Source organism: Luteibacter sp. (assembly GCF_035539195.1).
Lineage (GTDB): Bacteria > Pseudomonadota > Gammaproteobacteria > Xanthomonadales > Rhodanobacteraceae > Luteibacter.
In genome coordinates this window covers 1-16,601 of record NZ_DATLIW010000023.1, presented here as the reverse complement: position 1 = coordinate 16,601, position 16,601 = coordinate 1, and the positions used below count along the sequence as shown (strand labels likewise).

Sequence of the window (16,601 nt, the reverse complement as noted above, 5' to 3'; positions counted from 1 at the left end):
GACGCAGACGAGAAATGGCTGTCGGCCACATACCGGGAACTCCGTAATCACTCAGTACGAGGGAGCGACGTAGTTCAACGCGAATGCAGAGGCCGGCGTAGCGGCGGCGACCGCGTACGGCGGCTTGCGACAGCGATTATCGGCGCAGGCGCCCCGCCGTACGGGGTAGGCTTGAGCTGACTCACGTAACCGCGAGACGGACGTATGCGGCGCGCCGGCCGCGAGTGGATCAGGTACCGCGCGGCTTCGCGCGATGAGTCGCTGCGGCGGTCCATGGATCGTCCGGCCAAGGGTGGCGCGGGTAGCGTCCCTTGAGTTCCTTCTTCACTTCCGGATAGGTACGGTTCCAGAATCCGGCCAGGTCCTGGGTGACCTGTATCGGACGGCCCGCGGGCGATAACAGGTGCAGCATCACCGGCACGCGACCGTCGCCCACACGTGGCGTATCCGCAAGCCCGAACAATTCCTGCAGCTTCACGGCGAGAATCGGCGGCGCCCCGGCATCGTCGTCGCGCGTGCCGTATTCCAGCCGGCGTGTCATGCCGCTGGGTACTTTCAGTTCTTCCGGCGCGTGGGCGTCGAGCGCGCGACGCTGCTCGTAGTCGAGCATGGCCGAAAGTGCTTCGGACAACTCCGACGCCTGCAAGGCTTCGAGACGTCGTTTACCCGAGAGGTAGGGAGAAAGCCACGACTCCAACGAGCGGAGCAAGGTCGCATCGGCGACGTCCGGGAGATTCAGCTCGGGACGCCACGCATGCAGGGCGCCGATGCGCGCGCGAAGGCGTCGGGCGTTATCGCTCCACGGCAAGCTGGCGATGCCACGCGCGCGAATGGCGGCGAGCAGCGCTGGCATGGCATCGTCGCCACTGATGGGAATCGCCTTTCGCGAGATCAACAACGCATCGAAACGTCGTTCTTCGAAGGCTTCGGCGATTTGTCGCTCGTCGTCCCATCGCAGCACGCGCTCAGTGACGAATCGATCCGCATGGTCGCGCTCGAGGACATCCGGATCGAATGGCGTGGCAGCGAAGACCAGGCTGTCGCGCGCCTCCAGGCGCAGGTCGAGGATCACCAGCCACGGCTCTCCGTGAAGTGCGCTCGTTTCGTGCAGTCGCGCCCCCCGTCCGTTTGCCAGCTGGTAACGCATCGGCTGGCTATCGTCGCGACGCGCGACGCGGTCGGGAAACGCGTGGACGAGAAGATCGCCCACCGCGTGCGAATCGGGTACGCCACTGGCGGCGGAACGGACGTCGAGCCGGCGACGCCAGCCCGACGACACCTTCTCGATAGCCGCCAGTGCGCCCATGTCGGCGGACCCGGCGCGAGCGCCGCGGGCGCCTGCGTCGCGCCAAAGATGCAGTGCGGCCACGCGCTGACGAAAATCGTCGGTCCGCCCCTGCTCCCCTCGCAGCGGCGAGCGGGCTTCGGCCAGGGCGAGAAGATCGGCGACGAGCGCGCGACGCTCCGACGGTGCGCGCAGCGCCGCGGCGGCGAGGCGCGGCGCTGCGCCCAGGGCCAGCATGTCGCGACCCAGAGCCGTGATTGCGGAGGCGGCGTCGAGGGCGCCAAGGCGTCGCAGCAGGTCTCGCGCCTGACTCATCGCGCCCGCTGGAGGCGCGTCCAACCAGGGCAGGTCGTCGCTCCCCCAGCCAGCCAGCTCGAGCGCGAGGCCGGAAAGTTCGGCCTGCTCGATCTCCGCCGTACGTGAAGGCTCGAGGCGGCGACTTTGCGGCCACAGGCGATACGCCCTGCCTTCGGCGACGCGACCCGCGCGACCCGCGCGCTGATCGGCCGAGGCCTGCGAAATGTTCACCGTCTCCAGACGCGTAAAACCGGACTGCGGATCGAACCGCGGCTCGCGCGCGAGGCCGGCATCGACGACGGCGCGGATGCCCGGCAGTGTCACGCTCGATTCGGCGACGTTGGTGGCGAGCACGACGCGGCGCACGCCCGGTTCCGCCGGTGCCAGCGCGACTTGCTGTTCGGCCAGCGACAGCTCGCCATGCAGCGCGACGACTTCGACCTCGTCGCCTTGCTTCTCCAGCATGCCGCGTGTGCGCTCGATTTCCCGCCGGCCAGGCAAGAACGCGAGCACGTCGCCCGGGTTCTCACGCAGGGCCTGAAGCACGGTGCGTGCGAGATGCTGTTCGGTGGTCTCCTGCGGTCGCGCGGGAGCGTGCACGACAGATACCGGGAAGCTTCGCCCGGGGCTGCTGAGACGTGGTGCGTCCAACCAGCGGGCGATGCGCTCGCCGTCCAGCGTGGCCGACATCAGTAGAAGGCGAAGGTCGGGGCGCACGCCGGCCTGAACATCGAGGGCGAGCGCGACACCCAGATCGCCGGCAAGATGCCGCTCGTGGAATTCGTCGAACACGATCGCGCCGATGCCATCCAGGATCGGATCGTCCTGGATCAGGCGACTGAGGATGCCTTCGGTCACGACCTCGATACGGGTCCGGGGGCCCACGCGCGATTCGAAGCGAATGCGGTATCCGACCGTTTCGCCGACCTGCTCGCCGATCTGCGCCGCCATGAACGCCGCCGCCGCGCGCGCCGCGATCCGCCGCGGCTCGAGGACAACGATGCGAGCACCTGCCAGCCACGTCGCGTCCAGTAGCGCGAGTGGCACCTGCGTCGTCTTGCCGGCGCCGGGAGGAGCCTCCAGCACGAGGCGCGGACTCCTGGCCAGGGAGGCGACGATCTCGGGGAGTAACGGAGTGATCGGAAAGACAGGAGTCATGCGCCGGCTATGTTACCAAGCCGGCGCGGAATCGCCTGCCTTACCCCGCCTTGTCGGCAGCGATGGGTGCGGCCCCCTCGGTGACAGCCTCGAGCGGCTGCAGCGAGCGGAAGCGCTTGCGGTACTCGTCGACGACACGCTTGGCGTCGTCGCCGCTGGCGATGACCTTGGGCGTTATCAGCACCACGAGCTCCGTCCGCATGAGGTCTTCGCTACGGCTGCGGAACAGGGCACCGAGCAGCGGTATCCGTGACAGGTAGGGCACGCCGGCGTGGCCACGACTGTCGCGCTGCCGGATCAATCCGCCCAGCAGTACCGTCTGCCCGCTGCGCACCGCCACCTGGGTGTCCAGTTTGCGCTTGGCGATGGAGACGTTCTGTCCCGGCGTCACGGGATCGTCGGCCCGACTCACTTCCTGGGTCACGTCAAGGTAAACCAGACCACCGGGATTCACCCGCGGGCGCACCTCGAGGATCACGCCCGTGTCCTTGTAGGTCACCTGCCCTACTTCCTTGTCGCTGCCCAGGCCGGGGTTGACGAAGGTCTGGGTAACGGGAATCTGGTCACCGACCTGGATGCGTGCCTTGCGGTTGTTGACCACGACGAGCGACGGCGCGGACAGCGTTGTCGTGTTGCCATTCGTCTCCATGGCGCGCAGGGCAACCTGCACATTCTTGTTCACGAAGGAATAGAACAGGGTATCGGCGCCCGATGGCTTGCCCCCTCCACTACCGAGTGCCCACTGTTGCTTGTTGCCGGGCTGGCTGACTGCGCCGTTGCCACCGGCAAGCCCCTCGAGATACCACTGCACGCCAAAGCGAAAATTATCGCGAAGCACGACTTCCAGGATGCGGGTTTCGATTTGTACCTGCAGTGGAACGGCGTCGAGGCGGTCGATCGCCTGGCGGATATCGGCCCACTGCGAGGGACGCGCGTGGATCATCAGCTGGTTGTTCGCGTCGACCGCCGTGATTCGAATGGTGGCCTTTCCGTCGCCTGACGATGGCGTGGATGGCGTGGACGGCGGCTGGAAGAACGACGTATCGCCATCTGCCGTACCGCCCTCGGCAAGGCCGCCGCCGTCGCCCGCAGGCATGCCAAGGGAGAAGCCGGTGAGTCCGGGCACCACGGGCGACTGCGGCGAGTCGCCACTGACGGCACCGCCGAAGATGTTGCCCACGTAGCGCGCGACATCCGAGGCGAGCAGGTTGCGGACATCGTAGACGAAGAGGCGCGGTTCGTTGCCGCCGCCGCGATCGATGCGCTCGATCCATTCGCCCACCTGCTCGACGTGTTCGGCCTGTGTGGAGATGACGACGATCGCATTGGTACGCTCGATCGGGATGAAACGGATCAGGCCCGCCACGGGCGCACCACTCTTCTGCCCGAACACCGAATCCAGGGCCGGCATCAGTTCGGTGACGCCGGCGTTGCGCAGGCCGAATACGCCGACCGACATACCGCTCACCCAGTCGACGTCGAAGGTGTCGATGGTCTCCGCGATGGTGTCCAGCTCGTCGCGCGTGCCCGCGATGACCAGTACGTTCCGTGCGGGATCGGACAGCAGGATGGAGTCGGTCTCCGCGAACGGCGTGAGCAGCTTGACCATTTCCGGCGCAGCGACGAAGCGCAACGGAAACAGCCGCGCGCTGAGACCGTCGCGTGGTGCGTGCGCACCGAGACTGGGTGCGAGCCGTCCGGCGACGGCACGCGATATCGGCACGACGGTGTAGCGGCCACGCTCGTGGATAAGCGCGTTTCCTGTCCAGGACAGCAGGTTTTCGAGAATCGGCAGGGCTTCTTCCCGCCTGACCGGCTTGGACGTCGAGAACGACACCGTGCCGCGCACGCCAGGTGCCACCGAATAGTTCGCGTCCAGCAGATCGCCAAGAATGGCCTTGACCACCGCCTCGATAGGCTGGTCCTCGAAGTTCAACGTGATCGTTCCGTCCCCGGCAGCGACCTCTCGCGGCGAACTCAGCGCCTTGGGATGAATGAAGCGACCACTCCCCCGACTGATTTCGCGCTGCGTTCGAAGACTGTCGCTGGGCGAAGGCCGTTCGGCCAACTCGCCTTCCGGTGCCAGCGGCAGCGCCGCGGGCACCGGGTCGTCGACGCCGGCAAGTGCCTCACGTGTGATGTCGCCATAAGCCGGCCTCGCCGCATGCGGGGCGCACCCCGCCGCAAGCAGGCTCGCTGCGACGGCCATGCCAAGATTGAGTCGCTTCATGATGTGCTTCCTTCCGTGGTGGGCGCTTCATGCGCCCGCTACTGCGAATCCTGCGTCTGCTGCCGCTGTTGTTGTTGCTCCATGCGGCGCTTCTGTACGGCTTGTTTCAGTGCTTCGATCCTGGCTTGTTGGAGCGCGTTGTCGTCCTGTCGCGGGGGGGCGTCGCGCGCGGGCGTCGAAGACGGCCGAGGCAGGCTGGGGCCGGTCATACCGGTTGCCTGTTGCTCCACGTGCACGCCGTTGCCCGCTGGCGTCGGCGTGTTGCGCGGCGGCTGCGGGGGTTGGCCTGGGATCGACGCGGCACCCGGCCGTGCAGGGTCTTTCGTCAACGCCTCGGGCGCGGCGACTTTCAAGGTCAATTCGCGGCGCTCGCCGCCGTTATCGAAAACGGCACTGCGAGGGGTCAACGATGCGAGCGTCCAGTGCCCATCGGCCAACGCGGAGCCTTCCTTGACACGCACGGTCATGTCCTTGCCGCGATCGCGCAGCAGGGCCATGCGAAGTCCCGAGGTCATGATGATGCCCGTCAGTTCGAGATCGCCGATGTTGCTGGACGAATCGTCCGTGTCCGCCGCGGCGACGGGCTTGCGGTCGGCCATGAAGAGCGGTCGTTGCCAGACCTCCGCGTAGCGATTCAAAGGCGACGTGGCTGGCATCGCCGCGGCACGCAGCGGCGGCAACGCCTCCGGAGGCGCGGGGTCGTCCCAGCGCACGCCCTGCCCGACACCCATGGCGAAGGCGGCAACCGTGCCGCCTAGCGCCAGCGCTATGGCCGCCAGCACCGGCGTGAGTCGACGTTGGCCGGCTGCGTTCATGTGGCCGCCTTCGCCGCGCGGGCGGCATGGATGTATCCGGACACGGTGAACTGCACTTCCATGGGGGCTGCGCCACCGGAACGGGCGGCGACGGGATTGCGGTAGATGCTGAAGTCCTCGATGAAGAGGTAGGGCGATTCTTCCTCGATATCGTGAAGCACGGCGGTCATCGGTTGCACCTGGCAGCGCAGACTGATGTTGACGGTGACCTTGCGGTAAGGGTCGCCGGCTTTTTCCTGGCTGGGCACGGGCATTTTCTGCACGACATCGCACGCGCCGTCTTCCTTATGCGCGGCGGCGACATCGACGATGCGCTGCATGAGTCCCGCGGCAGCGGCATTGGTGTCGTCGCCGGGCAGGAAGGCATCGCTCCGCGTCTGGCCCTGTTCGAGCGTCGCCAGGCGCTTCTCCAACTGCGGACGCTCGGCGATGGCGGCGGCATAGCGACGTTGTGTATCGCGCAGGTCGTCCATGTCACTGGCGATCGCCAGTTGGGGTGCGACGAACCACCAGTGGATCAAGACGAAATAGCCGATCGCCAGAGCGACGACCAGGAGCACGATCGCCGCAGCGCGAGACTCAGCGGGCTTCATTCGCATGAGCGTCCCCCTTGATCGCGGTGGCGGCCTTCGCGCCGGTCGATGCGGACGCCGGCGCGGCGACGGATGTCGCCTTGGCGGGCGCGGTTGCGCCGGGCTTTGGCATCAATGCCTTTGCCTGCATATAGAAGCGTTCCTTGCCGGACGTGGGATCGGTCTGGATGGTGCCCTGGAAGCTCGGCTCGCCGATGCTACGCGCGCCCTTCAGGGCGTCGATGAGGCGTGCCGCCTGCGGGCTCTGGCCCTGGAAACCGATCTGGCCCGTCGCATTGAGGGTGAAGCGCTCGAGCCAGGTGTCGTCGGGCAGGCGATGCGTGAGCTCGTCGAGCACGGGAAGGATGGAAGGTGATTCGCTCTTGCGACGCACGAGGAAACCGGAGGCACCCGCGCTGTCCATGAGCCGTTGGCGCAGGGCCTTCACCCGTTGTGCGTCGGATTGCATGGCCTCGACATCCGCGCGCATGGTTTCCAGGGCGACGTTTCGGTTATGCAGCCACGCAGCCATGGCACCGAGAAGGAGCAGGACGATCGCCGCGACCAGGGCGAGGTTCAACCGGCGGCGACGGTCGACGCGCCGTGGCGCCCGCGCGGGCGGTAGCAGATCCACCCCGGCCAACCCATAGCCGAGGGGCACGTCGACGCGGTCGGGTGCCACCTGCAGCGCGGCGAGTTCGTCGAGCAGGGGGTCAAGCGAAGCGCGCGGCGTGGCGGCCAGCTCGGCGACGAAGCGCCCCTCGGGACCGCCCTCGCCAAGCTCGCGCACACCGAAGTGGATGTCCTCGGCCCGGAACGGTGTTTGCCGGTCGATGTCGTAGCCGACGACCTGGCGGAGGTTGTCGCGCGCGGCGACGGGCAGCACCAGCCGGCGCCGAAGGACCTGGGCCGCTGGCATGAGCAAGGCGATACGGCGATCGGCGGGGTCGCATTCGTCCAGGGCCCGTGCCAGCAGGGCGCTGCGATGATCGAGGGTATCGGCATCCTGGGCGTCGGCGATGGACAGGCTCTCGCCGGCGCGGCGCAACTGCCACGCACCGGCGCCGCGTTCGAGGACGTACCAGCGCTCGCCACCGGCGAACGCCTGGCGCCAGCGTACCGGGAGGAGCGCGGACAACTCGCCGCCCCACCAGCGCAGAAAGCCCGGCAGCGCACTACCGCGCCACGCGCGGCGAAGGCGGTCGAGCTGGAGCTGGGAGGCGTCCTGCAAAGCGGTCATTCAACATCTCCTTCGCGCCAACGCAGTATCGCGTAGGGCTGGTTACCGGATCTTATCCCACGCAATCGGACGGTCGATGTAAGGGAACTTCGGGTTCCGTCGTCAAGGATCGCCTCTGCACGTATCGTGTGCGTGACACCGTTTCCTCCGGCGACCGAGGCACCACTTGCCTGCCCGCGACCGGACAGGATGGCCTGGGCGCCGGCTTCGCCGAGTCCGGGGATCGCCGCCAGCGCCAACGGCTGCGCGTGCTCCGTATTCGGCCGCTCGCGACCCGACCAGATCGTCAGCACGGGAGCGACAACCGTCCAGATGGCGGGATCCATGCCGAGGACCATGCGTGCTTCCTCGACCGTGGCAAAGGGCCCGTTGCGTGGGCCGTAGCCAAGGCCTGCCGCGTCGTACTGCGGCTTCTTCGCGCCGTTGGGCGAGGCGGCATCGCCCGGGCGCCGCCAGTCCTGGATCGCGGCGGACAGGCTCTTCGCCTTGTCGTCGTTGGCGCCAGCCGCCTTGAACAGACCGGTCAATACCTGATCGGAAGCGGCGTTGAGATCGACCTTGCCGTCTTCATCGACGACGGTGATGTTGACCTTGGCGTCATCGAACTCGAACACGTACGGCCGCCCGTCCGCGATCCAGCGAGCGTCGGGGTCGGTCGTCTGCAGGCCCTCGATGGCGCGGACCACGCCGGCCTCCGCGGCGTAATGGGCGCGCGTCTGGGCGAACTGGTAGCGCGCTTGCAGGCCTTCGGTTCGCGCCAGCGCGGCGAAGCCGCCCAACATGATCGCCAACAACGTGCAGCCCCACAGGACGATAAGCAGCGCGACGCCCCTGCTCCGTTGACGGTTCATCGGATCACCGGTCCGCGCGTCCCGCGCGTCGACGACAAACCGTTCCTCGATGCCGAGGGATCGATTCGGATGGGCGCGACCAGGGTCGGAAAGACCACGTTGCCGTCAACGTCCAGGTCGATACGGACCAGCGACGGAGTGCGTCGCCCGTCGTCCCAGCTCTCCTGCCAGTCGCCAGGTCGATTCTGGTCATCCATGCCACGGTACGAGATCGATCCCTTGCGGATACCGCGAAGAAGGACCTCGGGCTGGCCGATCGGCTGCGGTGCGCCGCCGTCCGGCGGCAACATCGCGAGCGTCACTTCGAGTCGATAACCCTGGCGGCCATCGTCGACCAGCGAAACGGTCTGCAACTGCGGACCGAGTTTCGACAGGTAGCCCGGCATCGGGGCCACATAACGCAAAGTGCGGGACGTGCCGGAGAAGACGATGGGGTCGCCGTCGTCCGTCTCGTCGAACGGAATGGCCAGGGCCTGCGCGAGTTCGCTGCGCAGAAAACCCTGTGCGGAGCGAATCTCGTCCATGCGTTCGATCGCCTGGTCGCCGCTGCGGACGATACGCGAGGCGGTGCTGATGCCCGAGTACACCCCGAGCAGCACGATGGTGAGCAGCGCCAGTGCGGCGAGCACCTCCATCAGGCTGAAGCCCCGGGTGCGCTTCATGGCGAGCCGTCCGTATTGGCGCCGGCCATGCGCAGGGTGGAAAACCGCGCATGCCGCTCGTTGTCTGCGATACCCCATGTCACGTCCAGGTCCAACCGGTATACCCGGCTGGCGGGGGCGCCGTCCGCCGGCGGCTTCGCGTCCGGCGTGACGTAGCGGGACACATTCATGTGCCACCGGTAGATGTCGTCGAAGCGTCCCTCGCTGTCGCCCTCGCGCAACGGCTCCATGACGAACGCGCCGTCGAGGAGCGTGCGTGCACGTAACGCCGCCTGCGTCCGTTCGTTGGCGCGCGCCGTGAGGCTCATCGAACTTCCCGCGACCTGCATCAGCGCGGCGAAGGCGATCGCCAGGATGGCGATGGCGGCGATGATTTCGAGCAGGCTGAAACCGCGCTGGCGAACGGCGAGTTTCACTTCGAATCCACCACGCTGACGGCGCCGGTGAGCCAGGCCACGTTGACGTGCCATTCCCGCCCGCCGCGCGACAGCGTCACGCGGCCGCCGGTCGAGCTACCGTCGGGAAAGAAACGAATACGCCCGGTGGTCGCATTGGCCTGGTCCTCGCGCGCGCTGGTGATGGAGACACGCATGTCTTTGGGCAACCTGACAAGCGACTTACCCGGTGGCTGATACGTCGATGCCGAGGTATCCACCTCCAGCGCAAGGCTTTCGCCCTTCACGATCGACTGCGCGCGTGTCCAGCGCAGCGCGGCCGCCAGTTCGCCGCTCGCCGCGTTGACCCGCGCGCTGGCGAGCCCCTGGGTGATGGGAATGGAAACCGCCGCCGCGGCGATCGCGATCAGCAGGATCACGGCCAGCATTTCGAACAGCGTGAATCCGCGCGTATGCATGGCCGTGCAGGTCGCTTACTGCCAGTTGCCGTAGTCGGCGGAATAGCCATCGCCGCCGGCCTTGCCATCCTGGCCGTAGAAGACGAGGTCGAAGCTGCCGTGTTCACCCGGGTAGCGATAGCCGAACGGATGACCCCAGGGATCCTTCAGGTCGGATTCCTTCGCGTAGGGCCCCTGCCAGTTCTGCGCATCGGCCGGCTTGGCGACGAGGTCGCCCAGGTCGTGGGGCGGCGCACCGTTGTCGAGCGCGTAGTTCTCGATCTTCTGCCCGAGGGTGACCACCTGCGCCTTGCCCGCGCCGTACTTGCCCTTGTCGACGTTCTTGCCGACCTGGGTCACGACGATGGCGCCGATGATGCCGATCAGGACGATGACGGCGAGCATTTCGAGCAGCGTGAAGCCACGGGACTGGCGGGGTCGGAACGTACGTGTCGCGCGCATGGCAGAACTCCTTTGGAACGAATGCGGTCAGTTGATATTGCTGGTGAGGCTGAGCAGGGGCAGCAGGATCGCCGCCATGATGAAGGCGACCATGACGGTCATGACAATGGTCAGGGCCGGCACCAGCGCCGCCAGCAGGCGATCGATGGCGCGTTTGGCTTCGATGTCGAACGTGTCGGCGACCTTGAGCAGCATGGTATCCAGCGCGCCCGCTTCCTCGCCGACCTGGATCATCTGCAATGCCAGCCTTGGAAAGCGTTCGGTCTGGGCGAGCGAGCTGCCGAGTCCGGCGCCACCCTTCACGCGTTCGGCGGCCTGCTCCAGCGCGAGGTCGAGCGCGCGGTTGCCGGTGACCTGGCGGGCGATGGCCAGCGAGGAAAGCAGCGGCACGCCGTTCTTGAGCAAGGTGCCCAGGGTGCGCGCGATACGCGCTGTTTCCACCTTGAGCAGCAGGGGGCCGGAGACTCGCATGGTGAGCAGTCGTGCGTGGAAGGCCAGCTTCGCATCGGGATCGCGCAGGCGCAGACGAACGAAGGCCCCGAGCACGAACAAGGCCAGCGCGAGCGCCCACCACCAGTCACTGATCACCGTACCGAGGGCTAGCACCAGCTTGGTGATGAGAGGAATCGGAACCTGCATATCGGCGAAGATCGGCACGAACTGCGGAACCACGTAAGCGAGCAAGAGCACCAGCGAACCGAGCACGCCGACCATGAGGAAGGCGGGATAGATCAACGCGTTGATGATGCTCCCGCGCAGCGCCTGCGCGCGCTCCAGGTAGTCGGCCAGGCGGCGCAGCGTTTCGTCGAGCGAGCCGCCCGCTTCGCCGGCGCGCACCAGGCTGACATAGAGGCGCGGAAAGACGCCGTTCTCTTCGTCGAGGGCGGTGGAGAGGGTCGTACCCCCACGCACGCGGTCGCGGACGCGCTCGACGAGATTCTTCGCACGTTCGCCCTCGGGGAGGTCGAGCAGGATGCCGAGCGCACGATCCAGCGGCTGGCCCGCGCTGAGCAGCGTAGCCAGCTGGTGTGTGAACTGGGCGAGCTGATCGCCGGTGAACACCCCTTTGCGGAACAGCGCGGCGAAACCACCGCCGCTCGCCGCACCGTCGGCGGGCGCGGCTTCCAGCGGCGTGTGGCCCTGGTCCTGCAGGCGTGCGACCACGTCCTCGACCGACGTGGCTTCCATCCTGCCGGTGAGCGCTTCGCCTGCGGCGCTGATAGCTCGGTAACGGAACTGGCTCATGGCAGGGCCTAGGATTCCTGAGTGACGCGAAGGACTTCTTCGATCGTGGTGACGCCGGCCACCGCCTTGGCCAGGCCGTCTTCGTACATCGTGCGCATGCCCTCGGCGCGCGCCTGGCGCTCGATCTCGCCAGCGTCGGCCCGCTGCATGACCAGCCGACGCAGGGGATCGCTCATCACCAGGAACTCCATGATCGCGCGACGGCCGCGGTACCCGGTCGGGTTGGTCGCGCTGGTTCCCGGCTTCCACAGGCGGATCGGCCGCTCGTCGGTGTATTTATGCAGTTCGAACTGCTCGATCACCTCGGGCAGGGCCTCGTATGGCACCGCCGTTTCCGGATCCAGCCGGCGCACGAGTCGCTGGGCGAGGATGCCGTTCACGGTCGAGCCCAGCAGGTAGTCCTCGACACCCATGTCGAGCAGGCGCGTGATGCCGCCGGACGCGCTGTTGGTATGCAGCGTGGACAGCACCAGATGGCCCGTCAACGCCGACTGGATCGCGATGCGGCAGGTCTCGAGATCGCGCATTTCGCCGATCATGATGACGTCCGGGTCCTGACGCACGATGGAGCGAAGCGCGCCGGCGAAATCCAGGCCGATCTGTGGCTTGACCTGGATCTGGTTGATGCCTTCGATCTGGTATTCGACCGGATCTTCCACCGTGATGATCTTCACGTCGGGCGTGTTGATCTGCGACAGGGCGGTGTACAGCGTCGTGGTCTTGCCCGAGCCGGTCGGGCCGGTCACCAGCAGGATACCGTGCGGGCGATCCAGCACCTCGACGAAGCGATCGCGGAAGTGGTCGGTGAAACCCAGCGAGGCGAAGTCGAAGATGATGGATTCGCGATCGAGGATACGCATGACCACGGACTCGCCGAAACTGGTCGGCACGGTGGAAACGCGCAGGTCCAGTTCCTTGCCTTGTACACGCAGCTGGATGCGGCCGTCCTGCGGCAGCCGCCGCTCGGCGATATTGAGTCGCGCCATGATCTTTACGCGCGAGATCACCGCGGCGGTGGAGCTCGACGGCGGCGCTTCCACTTCATGTAGCACGCCATCGATGCGGTAGCGCACCTTGAGCCGGTTCTCAAACGGCTCGATGTGGACGTCCGACGCGCGTTGTTCCACGGCACGTTGGAGAATGAGGTTGACCAGGCGGATCACCGGTGCTTCGGAAGCGAGATCGCGCAGATGCTCGACGTCGTCTTCTTCGGTCGCGTTGCCGTCCAGGCTTTCGACGATGCTGCCCATGGCGGAACGGCCCTGGCCGTAGTAACGCTCGATGAGGCCGTCGATTTCCGAACGCAACCCCACACGCAGGGGCAGGTCGCGGCCGGTGGCAAGCCGGACGGCCTGCAAGGGATAGGGGTCGGCGGGATCGGCGACGAGAAGCGCCAGACCGTCCTCGCCTTCGCGCACAGGCGTGACGTGGTACTGCTTGAGGAAGCGAACCGACAGTTCGATGTCGGCTGGCGGGAGGTCGGGAGCATCCTTGGCGGCCAGCAAGGTCAGGCCGAGCAGTTCGGCCCAGGCGTCGGCCAGGTCACGCTCGGACACCAGGCCCAGGCGAGCCATCAACGAGGTCAGGGTACCCTCCGGCGTCTCGTCATGCAGGCGTCGCGCCCGCGCGAGGTCGGTGTCCTTAAGGCGGCCATGCGCCACCAGGTGCGCGCAGACCTGAGCTTCGCCCGGTTCCCCGGTCAGCATATCCTTATGCTCAGTCATCGCAGACATGCCTTCCTCACGGTCGTTGAAGCGGTCTATCCGCACGATCGATCCGGACCGCGCGGGCCGCTATTGGTAGCACATACCGTGCGTCGACGGCGACCGTGAATGCCGTTTCCGCGACGTGGCGCAACAAGCGAAAGCCGGCGTCGCCGCCGGCTTTCGGGCCCTCCGGGCTTATCCGTAGGATTTCACTGCCTTGTTTACCAGCCGATGCCGACGCCGACGCCTCCTGAAGTCTCACCGCCGCTGATCGCGGCGCCGAAGGTGAGCGCCGCCTTCGGGCTGAGACTACGCGAGAAACCGACCGACATCGCGCCCTGCCCCTTGTAGCCGCCGACGCCCACGCCGAGCCGGTTGTCGCCATTGACGCTCTGGGTGCTGAACGCCATCTGCGACATCGCCGCACCCATGGCGCCCACCTTGTTCAGGCGGTCGTTGAGGTTGCTGAAGCGATGATCGACCTCGCGCTTGTACTGGTCGAAAGCCCCGCCGCTGACGACGTCCCCGAACTTCTGGTCGGTGTACTGTTTGGCGCTGTTCAGCGTCGCTGCGTCGCCCTGGTCGGCGTAGGTCTTCGCGGTGGCGACAGCCTGGTCCACCTGGCTGACATTGGCGCCGTCGGTCGCCGCGGTACCCGCGGCCACGTTCGTGATGCGCCGTTCGGCGCCCGCGGCACCGACCGATACCGTGTTGGCCTGGTCCGCCACCGAACCGGCGCCCAGGGCGACGCTGTTGGTCGCCGCCGCCGTCACGGTCGCGCCGTTGCCGACCGCCGTGCCGTTGTCGGCCCCCACGCTGGCGTTGTTACCGACGGCGATGTCGGTGGGGTCCTTCGCATAGCTGCCGGTCCCGATCGCTATCCCGTTGCCGGTGCCCGGCACGACCGCCTGCGCCGTCACCGCGGGCGCGGCCGCCGCGACCGGCGCGGCCGCCGCCGATGTGACAGCCGGTGTGACAGTTGCCGCCATCGCGCCCTGGGTGATCGACGCAGGTGTCGCGGCGACGGCATTGCGGCGAATCGGCGTCGTCCCCGTTCCGGTGCCGCCTGTCGATTTCGACTCGAGGGTACCCACGCGGCTGTTGAGCGAGGTAAGTGCGCCATCCAGTGCCCCGACCGCGTCACCCACCGTGCCGTACGAGCCGCCTTGCACCCGATAGACCGGGCCGACAAAACCACTCGCACCCATGCTCGCTCCACCGCCCAGAGCCATCGCCACCGCGTTTCCGGCCGCGCTCGAGGTACCCGCGAAGGCGCCGGAAAGTGCGGTATTCAACTGCCCGAGGTTCACCGCATCGTTGGTCTGGGTACCGGCGGCCACGTTGGTGATCTGGCGATTGTTGCCGGCGCTGCCGACGGACACCGTGTTGGCCCGGGTCGCCAGGGACCCGTTACCGAGCGCCACGGAATTCGCCGCCAATGCCCTGGCACTGTCGCCGATCGCCGTGGCGCCGACGGCCCCCGCGTTGGCCGACGCGCCGATGGCCGTCGACGACTCCTTGCTTGCCGTGGCGAAGGCACCGTTGGCCGTGGACACGTCACCGCTGGCGCTGCTCCCTGCACCGGTCGCGACGGCCAGCGCGCCGGTGGCACTCGCATCGTCCGAACCATCGGCCGCCCCGGTGGCGGAAACGTAGTGCCTTGCGCTGCTCACGCTATCGGAGAGGTCGTTCAACTGCTGGACATTGGTCGCGTCGGTACCTTGCACACCCGCCGCGACATTCGTGATCTGACGCTCGCTGCCACGGTCGCCGACCGACACCGTGTTGGCGCGCGTGGCGAGCGAATTCGAACCCAGCGCGACGCTGTTCGTGGCGTCGTGCTGCACCGTGCTATTCGCACCGACGGCAACGCCGCCCGCGCCGATAGCCGTGGAGAAGTCGCCCACCGCCACGCTGCTGGCACCGGAGGCCCAGCTGTTGATGCCCAAGGCCGTGGCGTTCCCGCCCTGCGCATAGGCGAAATAGCCCAGCGCCGTGCTGCCTACGCCTTCGGCGGCGGCGACACCGCCCAGTGCCGTGGCGTAGTCGGCCGTGGCCTGCGCGCCCGCACCGAATGCCGCGGCGCTATCGCCCGTCGCACCGGTATAGACGAGACCCACGCCCGGGAGGTTGCTCGGACCGCCTACCGCCACCGAACCGGCACCTGACGCCGTGGTCGAGGTACCCACCGCGGTCGCGTAGTCACCGGTGGCGTTGGCGACCGCGCCGAGCGCCGTCGATTGCGCGCCACTGGCATAAGCGCCCACACCGACCGAGGTTGCCGCGAAGCCACCCGCTTGCGCACTCGCGCCGATGGCCGTGGCACCGACCGCCGCACTCGTCGCACCGGTATCGACCGGGTTGCCGTTTCCATCGGAGATCAAGGCGTTGCCTTTCTCGTCGACCGCATTGCCGCCGACGGCGACGCTACCGGCACCGATCGCCTGCGCGCCGGCACCGAAAGCGGCGCTGTTGTTGCCGCTGGCCGTGCTGCCGAATCCGTTCGCCGTGGCGAACCGATTCACCGCCGTCGCACCCGCGCCCGTCGCTGTCGCGCCGGTACCGGATGCGAAAGCACCCGAACCTGCGGCCGTGGCGTAGTCGCCCACCGCCTGCGCGTCGTCACTGCCGTCGTTCAGACCGGTCGCCTTGAAATAGTGGCTGGCGTCGCTGACGCCGCCGGCCACCGCGTCGAGCTGACCCTTGTTCACCGCGTCGGTCGCTTGCGTGCCGGCGGCGACATTCGTGACCTGCCGTTCGCTGCCCACGGCACCGACCGAGACCGTGTTCGCGCGGTTGGTGTACGAGCTCGCACCGAGGGCGACCGAGTTCGCAGCGTCGGCCCACGACGATTCGCCGATGGCCGTGCTGCTTGCTCCGTTGGCCCAGCTGCCCCAGCCCACGGCGGTGGCGTAGTCGCTTGTCGCCCATGCGCCTGCGCCGAAGGCGGATGCACCCAGGCCGGTCGCCTGCGCCGGAACGAAGCCGAAGAACGTGCTGCCACCGACCGCGACACTTTCGTCGCCGGTAGCCTGCGCGCTCTCGCCGACCGACACACTGCTTGCGCCTGTCGCCGCGCTCTGCGTGCCGACGGCCGTCGACAGGGCGCCCGTGGCGTTCGCGACCGCACCGACCGCTGTCGCTTGCGCACCGCTCGCATAGGCACCGACACCGAAGGACGAGGCGGCAAAGCCGCCCGCCTGCGCGCTGGCACCGACCGCTGTGCCACCGACACCCGCGCTGGTC

At 67.5% G+C, this 16,601-nt stretch carries 13 protein-coding genes; all 13 read right to left on the bottom strand.

All coding sequences use genetic code 11. The features are described 5' to 3' along the window. Positions 1 to 229 precede the first annotated feature (229 nt). Positions 230 to 2,740 carry an ATP-dependent helicase HrpB gene (gene hrpB, locus VM621_RS06645; protein WP_325468184.1) on the bottom strand — a complete coding sequence of 837 codons (2,511 nt, stop codon included), beginning with the start codon at positions 2,738 to 2,740 and terminating at the stop codon, positions 230 to 232. Between the two features lie 40 nt (positions 2,741 to 2,780). Continuing rightward, positions 2,781 to 4,970: a type II secretion system secretin GspD gene (gene gspD, locus VM621_RS06640; RefSeq protein WP_325468183.1), complete on the bottom strand. Its 2,190-nt coding sequence runs from the start codon at positions 4,968 to 4,970 to the stop codon at positions 2,781 to 2,783. 38 nt (positions 4,971 to 5,008) lie between these two features. Then, positions 5,009 to 5,785 (bottom strand): hypothetical protein, encoded by a 777-nt coding sequence (locus tag VM621_RS06635; protein ID WP_325468182.1) that lies wholly within the window; start codon positions 5,783 to 5,785, stop codon positions 5,009 to 5,011. After that, complete coding sequence (gene gspM, locus VM621_RS06630) at positions 5,782 to 6,384, bottom strand: type II secretion system protein GspM (RefSeq protein WP_325468181.1); 603 nt, start codon at positions 6,382 to 6,384, stop codon at positions 5,782 to 5,784. Before gspM ends, VM621_RS06635 begins: the two co-directional genes overlap by 4 nt. Then, positions 6,365 to 7,597, bottom strand: coding sequence for a PilN domain-containing protein (locus VM621_RS06625; protein ID WP_325468180.1), 1,233 nt, complete (start codon positions 7,595 to 7,597; stop codon positions 6,365 to 6,367). Before VM621_RS06625 ends, gspM begins: the two co-directional genes overlap by 20 nt. Then, entirely contained in the window at positions 7,594 to 8,448 is an 855-nt protein-coding gene (locus VM621_RS06620; RefSeq protein WP_325468179.1) for a type II secretion system protein GspK, read from the bottom strand. The genes VM621_RS06625 and VM621_RS06620 overlap by 4 nt, the downstream gene beginning before the upstream one ends. Then, the gene (locus tag VM621_RS06615; protein ID WP_325468178.1) at positions 8,445 to 9,110 is read right to left on the bottom strand and encodes a prepilin-type N-terminal cleavage/methylation domain-containing protein; all 666 of its coding nucleotides are present in this window, start codon (positions 9,108 to 9,110) and stop codon (positions 8,445 to 8,447) included. Before VM621_RS06615 ends, VM621_RS06620 begins: the two co-directional genes overlap by 4 nt. Then, entirely contained in the window at positions 9,107 to 9,526 is a 420-nt protein-coding gene (locus tag VM621_RS06610; RefSeq protein ID WP_325468177.1) for a prepilin-type N-terminal cleavage/methylation domain-containing protein, read from the bottom strand. The genes VM621_RS06615 and VM621_RS06610 overlap by 4 nt, the downstream gene beginning before the upstream one ends. Beyond that, positions 9,523 to 9,963 carry a GspH/FimT family protein gene (locus tag VM621_RS06605; protein WP_325468176.1) on the bottom strand — a complete coding sequence of 147 codons (441 nt, stop codon included), beginning with the start codon at positions 9,961 to 9,963 and terminating at the stop codon, positions 9,523 to 9,525. Before VM621_RS06605 ends, VM621_RS06610 begins: the two co-directional genes overlap by 4 nt. A 15-nt stretch (positions 9,964 to 9,978) precedes the next feature. Next, complete coding sequence (gene gspG, locus VM621_RS06600) at positions 9,979 to 10,404, bottom strand: type II secretion system major pseudopilin GspG (protein ID WP_325468175.1); 426 nt, start codon at positions 10,402 to 10,404, stop codon at positions 9,979 to 9,981. 27 nt (positions 10,405 to 10,431) lie between these two features. Then, positions 10,432 to 11,649, bottom strand: a complete 1,218-nt coding sequence (gspF, locus tag VM621_RS06595; RefSeq protein WP_325468174.1) for a type II secretion system inner membrane protein GspF — start codon at positions 11,647 to 11,649, stop codon at positions 10,432 to 10,434. A gap of 8 nt (positions 11,650 to 11,657) precedes the next feature. Next, positions 11,658 to 13,373 (bottom strand): type II secretion system ATPase GspE, encoded by a 1,716-nt coding sequence (gspE, locus tag VM621_RS06590; protein WP_325468173.1) that lies wholly within the window; start codon positions 13,371 to 13,373, stop codon positions 11,658 to 11,660. A 203-nt stretch (positions 13,374 to 13,576) separates the two neighbouring features. Continuing rightward, positions 13,577 to 16,601 (bottom strand): YadA-like family protein (locus VM621_RS06585; RefSeq protein ID WP_325468172.1); only part of this gene is annotated, 3,025 nt, incomplete at its 5' end.